Here is a 12,180-nt window from a genome sequence, read left to right on the forward strand (position 1 = left end):
CAATTGTAAGATGGGTGCAATCGCCCATCCTACCTCGGCTTCACACTCGCCGTCACATAGTTCACACTCAAATCCCGGTCCGAGATCGACCAGCTCCACAGGATCGGGTTGAAGACGAACCCCTTGCGGTCCACCGGTTCCAGCCCGGCCTGGCGCAGCAGGTCGAACAGCTCATCCGGGGTGATGAACTTGTTCCACTCGTGCGTGCCGCGCGGCAGCCAACGCATAACGACCTCGGCCCCGATGATGGCCATCGCGTAGGATTTCGGGTTGCGATTGATGGTTGAGCAGATCAGTAACCCGCCCGGTTTCAGCAATTGCTGCGATGCGGTCAGGAAACCCAACGGATCAGCGACGTGTTCGACCACTTCCATATTCAGCACCACATCGAACTGTTCGCCTGCGGCGGCCATGTCTTCGGCGGTAGTGTGGCGGTAGTCGATCTGCAGCCCCGATTGCTCGGCATGGATGCGAGCGACCGGCAGGTTGCCTTCGGCGGCGTCGGCGCCCACGACCGTGGCGCCCAAACGCGCCATCGGTTCGCTCAATAACCCGCCGCCGCAGCCGATATCCAGCAGGCGCAAGCCTTCGAAGGGACGCGGAGCTTTCAGATCACGGTCGAACTCGCCTGCGATCTGCTGTGTGATATAATCCAGGCGACACGGATTCAGCATGTGCAGAGGTTTGAATTTCCCATGCGGGTCCCACCATTCCGCAGCCATCGCCTCGAATTTTGCGATCTCGGACGGGTCAACCGTGTTCGGATGCGCTTGCATTCCTGTCTCCGTGTGCTCTTTTACGCTTAAGGACTATATAGGGTCGTAATGGATAAGTACCCGGACCAAAAGCGCGCAGTTCAATATCTTTACCCGCCGATCGATCCGTTCGATCAGCGCGTGGTCGATATGGGCGATGGGCACCGTATTTATGTGGAACAATGCGGTAATCCCAATGGGATACCAGTGGTGATCCTGCATGGCGGGCCGGGCGGCGGCTGCAGCCCGGCGATGCGACGGTATTTCAACCCGGATGCCTATCGGGTGATTCTCTTTGATCAGCGCGGATGTGGCCGGTCGCGGCCAACCGCGTCAGTCGAAAACAACACGACATGGCATCTGGTGGCGGATATCGAGCGTCTGCGCAAATTGTTCGACATCGAAGATTGGATCGTCTTTGGCGGCAGCTGGGGCGCGACACTGGCGTTGATCTATGCCCAAACACATCCAGATCGGGTAAATCGGCTGGTATTGCGCGGCGTGTTTCTGGCCACACAGGCCGAGCTGGACTGGTTTTATGGCGGTGGTGCGGGCAAATTCTGGCCTGAACAATGGGCCAAGTTCACCTCTATCTTGCCCGAACATGAAGTAAATGACGCAATTTCGGCCTACAACAAGCGCCTGTTTTCGGGCGACCGCGCGACCGAGATCCTCTATGCCCGCGCGTGGTCACATTGGGAAAACGCTTTGGCTTCGATCCACACCAACGGATCGGTCGGGGAAAGCCCCGGCGAATACGCGCGAACTTTTGCGCGGCTTGAGAATCACTATTTCACGAACAAGGCGTTTCTTGAGTATGACGGGCAAATTCTGGATCAGATGGACCGAATTGCCCATATTCCCGGTCATATCGTTCAGGGACGCTATGACATGATCTGCCCACCGCAGGCTGCATGGAACCTGTCCGAGCGCTGGCCCAATGTCGAACTGAAGATGGTGCGGCAGGCCGGTCACGCCCTGTCAGAACCGGGCATCAGCGCGGAACTGGTTCGGATCATGGATCGCGTGTCGGAGGAAACGGTATGACTCGCATCGACCGTCGCGCATTATTTGCCTCGGGCGCCGCCGCCGCTTTGCTGGCGGCGACAGGAGCGTCTCTGGCCGATACGCCGAAACAGGGCGGCACCTTACGGCTGGCGGTGCCACGCGACAACAGTCTGGAACAGGTGGCTCGGGGCGCAGTCTTTGACAGCCTGACCGAGATCGCGCCTGATGGTACCCTGCGCGGAGAGCTGGCTACAAATTGGCAGACCGATGCTGATGCGCGGGTCTGGAACTTTGATTTGCGCGACGATGCTGTGTTCCACGATGGCACCAAGCTGGACGTGAACGATGTGCTAGCTGTTCTGGAAGATATTGGTCAGGCCGAGGCCATTGCACCTGATCGTGTGCAGCTGCAATTGGCCGAGGGCAACCCGGGACTACCATTCTTGCTGGCTGGGTCACGGTTTGTCATTGCGCGAGGGGGCGTGACGCCACTGGCTCAGGCCAACGGCACAGGATGCTACCGGGTTGAGCGGGCCGAGGATGAACGTCATTTCCGCGCACGCAGGGTGTCCAATCACTACAAAAGCGGAACGGCAGGATGGGTTGATACGCTTGAGATTATCGTGATCCCGGACGCCGGGGTGCGGGCCGAAGCATTGCGCGATGGATATGTAGATATCGCAGCGCTCCCGGCTGGTGAGGAGCTGACCGCGCAACGCGGGCTGCGATATCATCCGTCTGAGGCCGAGATGGCGTTGGCAATGGCCTCTCATGTCGGTATGCCGCGCCAGATCAGCCGGGCTGCGCTGGATGATGGGCGCATCGCCGAACGGTGGTGGCTGGCGTAAATTTGATCACGATTTGCGCCGGGGGTTGCAGACTCAGGAACTCCTGCGTATATGCAGTTGCAACAGCGGCGCGTCGGACTTCTGGTCCGGGGCTCCACCGGAAAATTCGACGGGCCGCGCGCCCGTTTTTTTGTGCCCGATAGCAGGGTAGAGAACCTGAATGACAAACGACCTGATAGCCAAAGCTGCCATCGACCGGCGACTGGCCGAGATCATCACCCCTGTGATCGAGGATCTGGGGTATGAGCTTGTCCGCATTCGGCTGATGAGCGGCAAGACCACCACGATGCAGATCATGGCAGACAAGCCCAATGGCGGCATCGAAGTGGATGACTGCGCCGAGATTTCCAATGCGGTCAGCGCCACGCTGGACGTCGAAGACCCCATTTTGGACGCCTACACGCTTGAAGTTTCCAGCCCTGGAATTGACCGCCCTCTGACCCGTCTCAAAGATTTTGAGACGTTCGAAGGGTATGAGGCCAAGATCGAAACCGCAGAACTGATCGACGGTCGCCGCCGCTTCAAGGGCGAATTGGCCGGGATCGAAGGGGATGAGGTTCTGATCAACATCCCCGAGGGAGACGAGACGATCACCATCGGTTTGCAATTCGACTGGCTGAGCGATGCCAAGCTGGTCCTGACCGATGATCTGATCAAGGAAATGCTGCGCCAGCGCAAAGACGCTGGTGCCCTGAACGAAAACGCTTTCGACGAGATTGAGACCGAAGGGTCCGAAGAGGAGACGAACTGATGGCAATCACCTCAGCCAACCAGCTGGAGCTGCTGCAGACCGCCGAGGCCGTGGCCCGCGAAAAGATGATCGACCCCGGTCTGGTTGTCGAAGCGATGGAAGAATCGCTCGCCCGTGCCGCCAAGAGCCGTTACGGCGCCGAGATGGACATCCGCGTCAGCATCGACCGCAAGACCGGCAAGGCGACCTTCACCCGCGTCCGCACCGTGGTCGAGGATGAAGAGCTTGAGAACTATCAGGCCGAGATGACCGTCGAGCAGGCGCGCCAGTACATGGAATCGCCCGAGGTTGGCGACGTCTTCGTTGAAGAAGTGCCGCCGGTTGAAATGGGTCGTATCGCTGCTCAGTCCGCCAAGCAGGTCATCTTGCAAAAGGTTCGCGAAGCCGAGCGTGATCGTCAGTACGAAGAATTCAAGGATCGTGCAGGCACCATCATCAACGGTGCGGTCAAGCGTGAAGAGTTCGGCAATGTGATCGTCGATCTGGGCGGTGCCGAGGCCGTTCTGCGCCGCAATGACAAGATCGGTCGCGAAAGCTATCGCCCGAACGACCGTGTGCGCGCCTATATCAAAGAGGTTCGCCGCGAGGTGCGTGGTCACCAGATCTTCCTGTCGCGCACTGCGCCGGAATTCATGGCCGAGCTGTTCAAGATGGAAGTACCGGAAATCTATGACGGCATCATCGAGGTCAAGGCCGTTGCTCGTGATCCCGGCTCGCGCGCCAAGATTGCCGTGATTTCTTATGACGGCTCGATTGACCCCGTCGGCGCTTGTGTTGGTATGCGCGGCAGCCGCGTGCAGGCCGTGGTAAACGAGCTGCAGGGAGAGAAAATCGACATCATCCCGTGGAACGAAGATCAGCCAACTTTCCTTGTGAACGCTCTGCAGCCCGCCGAAGTTTCAAAGGTGGTTCTGGACGAAGAAGCCGGCAAGATCGAAGTTGTGGTTCCCGAGGAGCAACTGAGCCTCGCCATTGGCCGTCGTGGTCAGAACGTGCGTCTGGCCAGCCAGCTGACCAATCTGGACATCGACATCATGACCGAAGCCGAAGAATCGGCGCGCCGTCAGAAAGAATTCGAGGCCCGTACCCAGTTGTTCATGGAAACGCTGGATCTGGACGAATTCTTCGCTCAGCTGCTGGTTTCTGAAGGCTTCACCAACCTCGAAGAAGTGGCATACGTTGAAATCGACGAACTGCTGGTCATCGACGGTGTGGATGAAGGAACCGCGCAAGAACTTCAGACACGTGCACGCGAATTCCTGGAAGCTCAGGCCAAGGCGGCGCTGGATGCAGCCCGTGCGCTGGGTGCCGAGGACAGTCTTATTGAATTCGAGGGCCTGACACCCCAGATGGTAGAGGCGCTGGCCAAGGATGATGTGAAGACTCTGGAAGACTTCGCAACCTGCGCCGACTGGGAACTGGCCGGTGGCTGGACTACGGTCGATGGCGAACGCATCAAGGATGATGGTGTACTGGAGCCCTTCGGCGTGACGCTGGAAGAGGCGCAGGATCTGGTCATGACCGCGCGCATCATGCTGGGCTGGGTTGATCCGGCCGAGCTGGAGCAGGCCGAAGAAGACGGTGAAGCAACCGATGAGGAGGTCGAGGCCTGATCTCAGGCCTCGGGTGGCTGACATGGGTCGCGGTGGCGTCCATAAGGATCGGTCGGAAGGCCCTGAACGCAAGTGCATCGCCACGGGCGAGGTTCAGCCCAAATATGGCTTGATCCGCTTTGTAACGGGGCCCGACGGTCAGGTCTTTCCCGATGTCGCGGCGAAATTGCCGGGGCGTGGGGTTTACGTGGCGGCGGATCGTGCGGCGCTGGACAAGGCGGTGAACAAGAAACTGTTCTCGCGCGGGTTTAAGGCGCAGGTGAGTGCCGCCAAGGACCTGACCGATGAGGTCGAGAAACAGGTGGCGCGTCGTGTGATCGAGCTGATCAGTCTGGCGCGCAAGTCCGGTGACGCGGTCGCCGGGTATGAAAAGGTCAAGTCGTGGCTGGACCGGGAAGAGGCCCAGGTGCTGATTCAGGCCTCAGACGGATCGGGGCGCGGCAAGTCGAAACTCAGCACGCCGCACTTCGGGAAATACATCGGCTGGCTGACTGCGGATGAGCTTGGGGCGGCATTTGGGCGCCAAACCGTGATTCATGCGGCCTTGGCCTCTGGCGGACTCGCCAAACGTGTTGTAGAGGAAGCGCAGCGCCTGCGTGGCTTGCGCGAAAAGGATGACGGCGGCAAGGGCCGCTCGGAAGGGTAAGAAGCTTTATGAGCGATAGTGACGGCAAAAAGACATTGGGTCTTCGTGGCGGGGCACGCCCCGGAAATGTGAAACAGAGTTTCAGCCACGGACGCACCAAGAATGTCGTGGTGGAGACCAAACGCAAACGCGTGGTCGTACCCAAGCCGGGCGCGACCAAACCAAGTGGTGGTGCGACACCTTCGGGTGATCCTTCGCGTCGCCCAGCGGGTATTTCCGATGCGGAAATGGCGCGTCGTATGAAGGCGTTGCAAGCCGCCAAGGCACGTGAGGCTGAAGAGGCCGCTGCCCGTGAGGCGCAGGAAAAGGCGCGCGAAGAAGAACGCGCACGCCGCCGGGCCGAACAAGAGGCCAAGGAACGCGAGCAGCGTGAAGCTGAAGAGCGTGCCCGTGCCAAGGCCGAAGAGGAAGAACGCAAGCGTAAAGAGGCCGAGGAAGCAGCCCAGCGTGCTGCCGCAGCCCCGGCACCCGCCGCCGAGCCCAAGGCCGCACGCAGCCCATCCAGCAAGCCTGCACCTGCTGCGGCACCGCGCAAGCAGGATCGCGAGCGTGAGCAGCGTGGCCGTGGCAAGGGCCGTGACGACAACCGCCGCTCGGGCAAGCTGACACTGGGTCAGGCCACTGGCGGCGAAGGCAATCGCCAACGCTCGATGGCCGCGATGAAGCGCAAGCAGGAGCGTGCGCGCCAGAAGGCCATGGGCGGCACGGTCGAGCGGGAAAAGGTGATCCGCGACGTTCAGCTGCCCGAGGCGATCATGGTCTCGGAACTGGCCAACCGTATGGCCGAGCGTGTCGCTGACGTTGTCAAATCGCTGATGCAAATGGGCATGATGGTCACGCAGAACCAGACCATCGACGCTGACACGGCTGAACTGATCATCGAAGAATTTGGCCACAAGGTCACGCGTGTCTCTGATTCGGATGTTGAAGACGTCATCAAAGAGGTCGAAGACAGCGATGACGATCTGCAGCCCCGTCCGCCGGTCATCACCATCATGGGTCACGTTGACCATGGTAAGACCTCGCTGCTGGATGCGATCCGCGACGCGCGTGTTGTTGCCGGCGAAGCCGGTGGAATCACGCAGCATATCGGTGCCTATCAGGTGAAAACCGACGGCGGCACCACGCTGACCTTCCTGGATACGCCTGGCCACGCGGCCTTTACCTCGATGCGCTCTCGCGGTGCTCAGGTCACGGATATCGTGGTTCTGGTTGTTGCCGCCGATGACGCTGTGATGCCGCAGACGATCGAGGCGATCAACCACGCCAAAGCGGCCGAAGTGCCGATGATCGTGGCGATCAACAAGATCGACAAGCCCGACGCGAACCCCGACAAAGTCCGCACTGACTTGCTGCAGCACGAAGTGATCGTCGAGAAGATGTCGGGTGAGGTTCAGGACGTTGAGGTCTCGGCCATGACTGGTCAGGGTCTGGACGAATTGCTGGAAGCCATTGCACTGCAGGCCGAGATTCTGGAACTGAAAGCCAACCCAGATCGCGCCGCCCAAGGTGCCGTGATCGAGGCGCAGCTGGATGTGGGCCGTGGTCCCGTCGCCACCGTTCTGGTTCAGAACGGCACGCTGCGTCAGGGCGATATCTTCGTTGTGGGTGAGCAGTACGGTAAGGTCCGTGCGCTGATCAACGACAAGGGCGACCGCGTCAAAGAAGCTGGCCCCTCGGTTCCGGTCGAGGTTCTGGGGCTCAACGGCACGCCCGAAGCAGGTGACGTGTTGAACGTGACCGAGACCGAAGCGCAGGCCCGTGAGATTGCTGCTTATCGTGAGCAAGCCGCCAAGGACAAACGCGCCGCTGCCGGTGCCGCGACCACCCTTGAGCAGCTGATGCAGAAGGCCAAGGAAGACGAAAACGTCACCGAGCTGCCAATTCTGATGAAAGCGGATGTGCAGGGCTCTGCCGAAGCCATCGTTCAGGCGATGGAGAAGATCGGCAATGACGAAGTGCGCGTACGCGTTCTGCACTCGGGTGTTGGTGCGATCACCGAGACGGATGTCGGCCTGGCCGAAGCCTCCGGCGCTCCGATCTTTGGTTTCAACGTGCGTGCGAACGCATCGGCGCGTAACACTGCGAACCAGAAGGGCGTCGAGATCCGGTATTACTCGGTGATTTACGATCTGGTGGATGACGTGAAAGCAGCCGCATCCGGCCTGCTGAGCGCCGAGATTCGCGAAAAATTCATCGGTTACGCCGAGATCAAAGAGGTCTTCAAGGTCACCGGCGTCGGCAAGGTTGCTGGCTGCCTGGTCACCGAAGGTGTTGCCCGCCGCTCGGCGGGTGTCCGCCTGCTGCGCGACAACGTGGTGATCCACGAAGGCACGCTGAAGACCCTCAAGCGTTTCAAGGATGAAGTGGCCGAAGTTCAATCGGGTCAGGAATGCGGTATGGCGTTCGAGAACTACGACGATATCCGCGCAGGCGACGTGATCGAAATCTTCGAGCGCGAAGAGGTCACGCGCACGCTGGACTGATCCGGATCTAGAAAGAAACTTGAAACAGCGGCCCCACGAGGCCGCTGTTTTCATTTAGGTTAGTCCGTGCGCGACGACAGAAACGTGCCCGACGGCATGATGATGTCAAAATGATGCTTGCCCTTCTGCAGATCGAAACTGACCGAATGTCCGGCCTTGCGCAGTAGTTCAGCATAGTCACGGCTTTGGCGGATAAACTCGGGCGTATCCCGCTCGGCGACTGTCACCCTGTAACGGGGTCCTGGCGCGGGCAGGTTGAGGCAGGGTGAGAAATCGTGAATCTCGACCTTGGTCAGTTGCAGCGGATCATTCACCGAGGTCAGGCTGATCGGAACAAGGTCATAGATCCCGCTAATCAGGATCACATTGCGCACCCGCAGGCCAGCCTGCGCAAATGCCTTCGAAGACGTCGCCATCACCATCGCAACCAGATGGGCACCTGCACTGTGACCCGATAGCGTGATGTTTGATGGATCAAAACCCAGTGTTTCGGCCTGTGACGCAAGCCACAACAAGGCGGTACGGCATTCTTCGACCATCTGCCCCAATCTGGCATCGGGGGCGAGCGTATAATTCAGCGTGGCAAAGGCTTGCCCGTTCTCATGCAATACCGGTGCCATAGGGGCCGACTCACGCTGGCTAAGCGCCTGCCAATAGCCACCATGAATAAAGACATGCAAAGGCGCGTTGGCGCCAGGTGCGGGGAAGAAATCTAGAACTTGCGTCGGGCTGTCGCCATAGGAACGGTTTTCCTGCATCCTAATTTCAGACCGTGCCTGTGTGCTGAGGGCAGAATAGCTGGCTAGATATGGCGTCAGATCACCGCCAATCATTGAGCTAGGGGAATACTCCTGCTCAAGCTCTTCTTGGGTGAATCCGCGATACAGCATGGCCTATTCCCCAGTATACATCAATTCGGTTCGCACGTCGTAGAGGTCGTGGAAAAACCGCAACTCCAGCGCCTTGCGCAGGAAGGCCACGCCGCTAGATCCACCCGTTCCGGGCTGCATTCCGATCACGCGCTCAACCGCGGTTGCATGATCGAATCGCCACCTCTGGAACAGAGATTCCACATCCATCAGTTTTTCGGCCAGCGCGTAAAGATCCCAGTATTGCTCCGTGTTGCGGAACACTTCGACCCAGATTTTGACGATACGCGGATCGCCGGAGTAGGGCTTTGCGTAATCCCGCTCGATCAGATCATGCGGCACGTCAAACCCTTGCCGGGCCAGCATCCGCAGCACTTCGTCATAGAGCGAGGGTTTGGTAAGAGCCGCGTTCAGCATCTCCATCACTTCTGGGTCATGCGCATGCACTTTCAGGGTCTGGGGATCTTTGTTGCCCAGAATGAACTCGATTTGGCGATAGCCATAGCTTTGAAAGCCTGACGAACTGCCTAATGCGTCCCGAAACGTCATGTAGTCCGCGGGAGTCATAGTCAGTAGCGTCTCCCACGCGGCGATCAACTGCCGTTGGATCGCCTTGATCCGGTCGAGGTTCTTCATCGCGGGACCGAAATCGTCCTGCTGCAAGAACCGGCGGACTTCGACAAGTTGATGGTGCATCAGTTTCAGCCACAGTTCGCTGACCTGATGAATGATGATGAACAACATCTCATCAGGTTGGGCCGGGTCCTGAAAGGTCTTTTGCAGGTTCAGCAGAGTCTTAAGTTGCAGAAAATCCCCATAGCTTTTGCGGTGAGTTTCTGTGAAATCGGTGACCAGAGACTCTTCGATTCCCCGTTCTGTATACCTGTCTTTGTCGCCCATGTGCTCCTCCAGACGCGCGGGTTTATCCATGTTTAGGGACAAAACCCGCACGGTTCCAGAGCGTTAGGTCCAGTCCAGAACCACCTTGCCTGATTGACCGGATTTCATGGCCTTGAATCCCTGAGCAAAGTCATCGACCGCAAACTGGTGGGTGATTACGCGGCTGACATCCAGCCCGTTCTGCAACATGGCGATCATCTTGTACCAGGTCTCGAACATCTCGCGCCCATAGACACCCTTGATGGTGATAGCTTTGAACACGATGCGCGACCAGTCCACCGGAGATTTTCCGGGCGGAATCCCCAACAGCGCGATCTTGCCCCCCATAACCAGCGCTTCGACCATCTGGTCCAGCGCGGCTTGCGAGCCCGACATTTCAAGCCCGACATCAAAGCCCTGAGTCATGCCCAGTTCCGCGATGACATCCTGCAGATCCTCTTTGGACACATCAACGGTGCGTACCGTAGGTACCACGTGTTCGGCCAGTTTCAGGCGGTCGGGGTTGATATCGGTGATCACTACATGCCGGGCACCGGCGTGACGGGCAACGGCGGCGGCCATGATGCCGATAGGGCCTGCGCCAGTAATCAATACATCCTCGCCCAGCAGATCGAAGCTGAGTGCAGTGTGCACGGCATTGCCCAGCGGGTCGAGGATCGCCCCGATCTCATCCGGTACGTCGTCAGGCAGGGGCACCACGTTAAAGGCAGGCAGTTTCAGGTATTGCGCAAAGGCACCCTGTTCATTCACACCGATACCGCGCGTGCCGGGATCAAGGTGGAACTTGCCCGCACGGCTCTGGCGGCTGTCAGGGGTGATCAGATGGCCCTCGCCTGAACAGCGCTGGCCGACCGTCATCCCTGTCACGTTGCGACCCAATTCAACAATTTCACCCGCGAACTCGTGGCCGGTGATCATCGGGATCGGCACGGTGGCCGCAGCCCATTCATCCCAGTTCCAGATATGAATATCCGTGCCGCAAATCCCTGTCTTGTTGATGCGGATCAGAACCTCGTCTGGGCCGATCTCGGGTACCGGGGCCTGCACCATCCACAGACCTTCCTGGGGCTTGGATTTCTCAAGGGCTTTCATCGTGTTGGGCCGCATCAGATTATCCCCAATTCTTTGCCGACCCTGCCAAATGCCGCGAGCGCTCGGTCTAATTCGTCGCGTGTTAGAGCCGCATTCATCTGCGTTCTGATTCGGGCCTGACCACGCGGCACGACAGGGAAGAAAAAGCCCGAAACATAGACGCCTTCGTCAAACAATCGCGATGCCATATCCTGCGCCAGGGTCGCTTCACCCAGCATGACCGGGATGATCGGGTGTTCGCCCGGAAGTAGGTCGAAGCCGAGATTCTCTAACCCGGCGCGCCAGTACTTGGCATTGCCGAACAATTGGGCGCGCAGCATGTCACCTTCTTCAACCAGACGGATTGCCTCAAGCCCTGCGGCAACGATGGACGGCGGCAGCGAGTTTGAGAACAGATAGGGCCGCGCCCGCTGCCGCAGCAGGTCGATCACTGGCTGCGGCCCGGCGATATAACCGCCGATTGCCCCCCCAAGTGCCTTGCCCAGAGTTCCCGTCAGAATATCCACGTCGACGCCGAAGTGGTCCGGCGTGCCCGCTCCGTTTGGCCCCATAAAGCCGGTGGCGTGGCAGTCATCGACCATCACGATGGCGTCGTATTTGTCGGCCAGCTCGCGAATCTTCGGCAGATTGGCCAGATAGCCATCCATTGAGAACACGCCATCGGTTGCGATCATGATATGCCGCGCCCCGTCCTCGCGCGCTTGTTTCAGCCACGCTTCGAGGTCGTTCATGTCGTTGTTCATGTAGCGATAGCGTTTTGCCTTGCACAGCCGTACCCCGTCGATGATCGAGGCATGATTTAGACTGTCAGAGATGATGGCGTCTTCGGGCCCTAACAAAGGCTCAAACAACCCGCCATTGGCGTCGAAGCAGGCAGCGAACAGAATTGAATCGTCCTTGTTCAGGAACTTTGCCAGCTTCTGCTCAAGTTCGCGATGAATGTCCTGCGTACCGCAGATGAACCGGACCGAGGCCATGCCGAACCCCTTGGGCTCCATGACGCTTTTGGCGGCGTTGATCAGCGCGGGGTGATCGGCCAAACCCAGATAGTTGTTGGCGCACAAGTTGATCACCTGCTTGTCGCCCACCGTAATCTCACCGCCCTGAGGCGAGGTGATCATTCGTTCGCGCTTGTACAGACCCTCTGCCTCAATCTGCGCGAGTGTATCCGAAATATGGGACAGGAATGCATCAGCCATGGCGACCTCCGTT

11 protein-coding genes are annotated in these 12,180 nt (G+C 59.0%); 6 read left to right on the plus strand and 5 right to left on the minus strand.

Annotated elements, in window-relative coordinates; genetic code table 11:
• Positions 1-29 precede the first annotated feature (29 nt).
• A complete protein-coding gene (gene ubiG, locus ACRZ9U_RS17840; protein WP_170408667.1) occupies positions 30-776 on the minus strand; it encodes a bifunctional 2-polyprenyl-6-hydroxyphenol methylase/3-demethylubiquinol 3-O-methyltransferase UbiG in 747 nt (248 codons plus the stop codon).
• A 48-nt stretch (positions 777-824) separates the two neighbouring features.
• On the opposite strand from ubiG, the gene pip reads away from it, so the two are divergent.
• From pip to infB, 6 genes are all read left to right on the plus strand, one after another.
• Complete coding sequence (pip, locus tag ACRZ9U_RS17845; RefSeq protein WP_170408666.1) at positions 825-1,802, plus strand: prolyl aminopeptidase; 978 nt, start codon at positions 825-827, stop codon at positions 1,800-1,802.
• Positions 1,799-2,611: an ABC transporter substrate-binding protein gene (locus tag ACRZ9U_RS17850; protein ID WP_170408665.1), complete on the plus strand. Its 813-nt coding sequence runs from the start codon at positions 1,799-1,801 to the stop codon at positions 2,609-2,611. Before pip ends, ACRZ9U_RS17850 begins: the two co-directional genes overlap by 4 nt.
• A gap of 160 nt (positions 2,612-2,771) precedes the next feature.
• Positions 2,772-3,362: a ribosome maturation factor RimP gene (rimP, locus tag ACRZ9U_RS17855; RefSeq protein WP_170408664.1), complete on the plus strand. Its 591-nt coding sequence runs from the start codon at positions 2,772-2,774 to the stop codon at positions 3,360-3,362.
• The gene (gene nusA, locus ACRZ9U_RS17860; RefSeq protein ID WP_170395353.1) at positions 3,362-4,975 is read left to right on the plus strand and encodes a transcription termination factor NusA; all 1,614 of its coding nucleotides are present in this window, start codon (positions 3,362-3,364) and stop codon (positions 4,973-4,975) included. Before rimP ends, nusA begins: the two co-directional genes overlap by 1 nt.
• 22 nt (positions 4,976-4,997) lie before the next feature.
• The gene (locus ACRZ9U_RS17865; RefSeq protein ID WP_170395356.1) at positions 4,998-5,621 is read left to right on the plus strand and encodes an RNA-binding protein; all 624 of its coding nucleotides are present in this window, start codon (positions 4,998-5,000) and stop codon (positions 5,619-5,621) included.
• Positions 5,622-5,629: 8 nt separating this feature from the next.
• On the plus strand, positions 5,630-8,107 hold the full coding sequence (infB, locus tag ACRZ9U_RS17870; RefSeq protein WP_170408663.1) for a translation initiation factor IF-2: 2,478 nt from the start codon (positions 5,630-5,632) through the stop codon (positions 8,105-8,107).
• Between the two features lie 59 nt (positions 8,108-8,166).
• On the opposite strand, the gene ACRZ9U_RS17875 is transcribed toward infB, so the two are convergent.
• The 4 genes from ACRZ9U_RS17875 to ACRZ9U_RS17890 all read right to left on the minus strand — a co-directional run bounded on the left by ACRZ9U_RS17875 (position 8,167) and on the right by ACRZ9U_RS17890 (position 12,167).
• The gene (locus ACRZ9U_RS17875) at positions 8,167-8,997 is read right to left on the minus strand and encodes an alpha/beta hydrolase (RefSeq protein ID WP_170408662.1); all 831 of its coding nucleotides are present in this window, start codon (positions 8,995-8,997) and stop codon (positions 8,167-8,169) included.
• A gap of 3 nt (positions 8,998-9,000) precedes the next feature.
• Positions 9,001-9,876: a tryptophan 2,3-dioxygenase gene (locus ACRZ9U_RS17880; protein ID WP_170396070.1), complete on the minus strand. Its 876-nt coding sequence runs from the start codon at positions 9,874-9,876 to the stop codon at positions 9,001-9,003.
• A gap of 63 nt (positions 9,877-9,939) precedes the next feature.
• Entirely contained in the window at positions 9,940-10,968 is a 1,029-nt protein-coding gene (gene tdh / locus ACRZ9U_RS17885; protein WP_170396071.1) for an L-threonine 3-dehydrogenase, read from the minus strand.
• A 14-nt stretch (positions 10,969-10,982) separates the two neighbouring features.
• Positions 10,983-12,167 (minus strand): glycine C-acetyltransferase, encoded by a 1,185-nt coding sequence (locus ACRZ9U_RS17890; protein WP_170408661.1) that lies wholly within the window; start codon positions 12,165-12,167, stop codon positions 10,983-10,985.
• Positions 12,168-12,180: the final 13 nt, after the last annotated feature.

The organism is Ruegeria sp. D7 (assembly GCF_056534355.1).

What these genes read in the sequence shown, in the direction of transcription:
- infB (WP_170408663.1), top strand. Translation starts at nt 5,630, where the DNA reads ATGAGCGATAGTGACGGCAAAAAGACATTGGGTCTTCGTGGCGGGGCA.
- rimP (WP_170408664.1), top strand. Translation starts at nt 2,772, where the DNA reads ATGACAAACGACCTGATAGCCAAAGCTGCCATCGACCGGCGACTGGCC.
- ubiG (WP_170408667.1), bottom strand. Translation starts at nt 776, where the DNA reads ATGCAAGCGCATCCGAACACGGTTGACCCGTCCGAGATCGCAAAATTC.
- ACRZ9U_RS17880 (WP_170396070.1), bottom strand. Translation starts at nt 9,876, where the DNA reads ATGGGCGACAAAGACAGGTATACAGAACGGGGAATCGAAGAGTCTCTG.
- tdh (WP_170396071.1), bottom strand. Translation starts at nt 10,968, where the DNA reads ATGAAAGCCCTTGAGAAATCCAAGCCCCAGGAAGGTCTGTGGATGGTG.
- ACRZ9U_RS17890 (WP_170408661.1), bottom strand. Translation starts at nt 12,167, where the DNA reads ATGGCTGATGCATTCCTGTCCCATATTTCGGATACACTCGCGCAGATT.
- ACRZ9U_RS17865 (WP_170395356.1), top strand. Translation starts at nt 4,998, where the DNA reads ATGGGTCGCGGTGGCGTCCATAAGGATCGGTCGGAAGGCCCTGAACGC.
- pip (WP_170408666.1), top strand. Translation starts at nt 825, where the DNA reads ATGGATAAGTACCCGGACCAAAAGCGCGCAGTTCAATATCTTTACCCG.
- ACRZ9U_RS17875 (WP_170408662.1), bottom strand. Translation starts at nt 8,997, where the DNA reads ATGCTGTATCGCGGATTCACCCAAGAAGAGCTTGAGCAGGAGTATTCC.
- nusA (WP_170395353.1), top strand. Translation starts at nt 3,362, where the DNA reads ATGGCAATCACCTCAGCCAACCAGCTGGAGCTGCTGCAGACCGCCGAG.
- ACRZ9U_RS17850 (WP_170408665.1), top strand. Translation starts at nt 1,799, where the DNA reads ATGACTCGCATCGACCGTCGCGCATTATTTGCCTCGGGCGCCGCCGCC.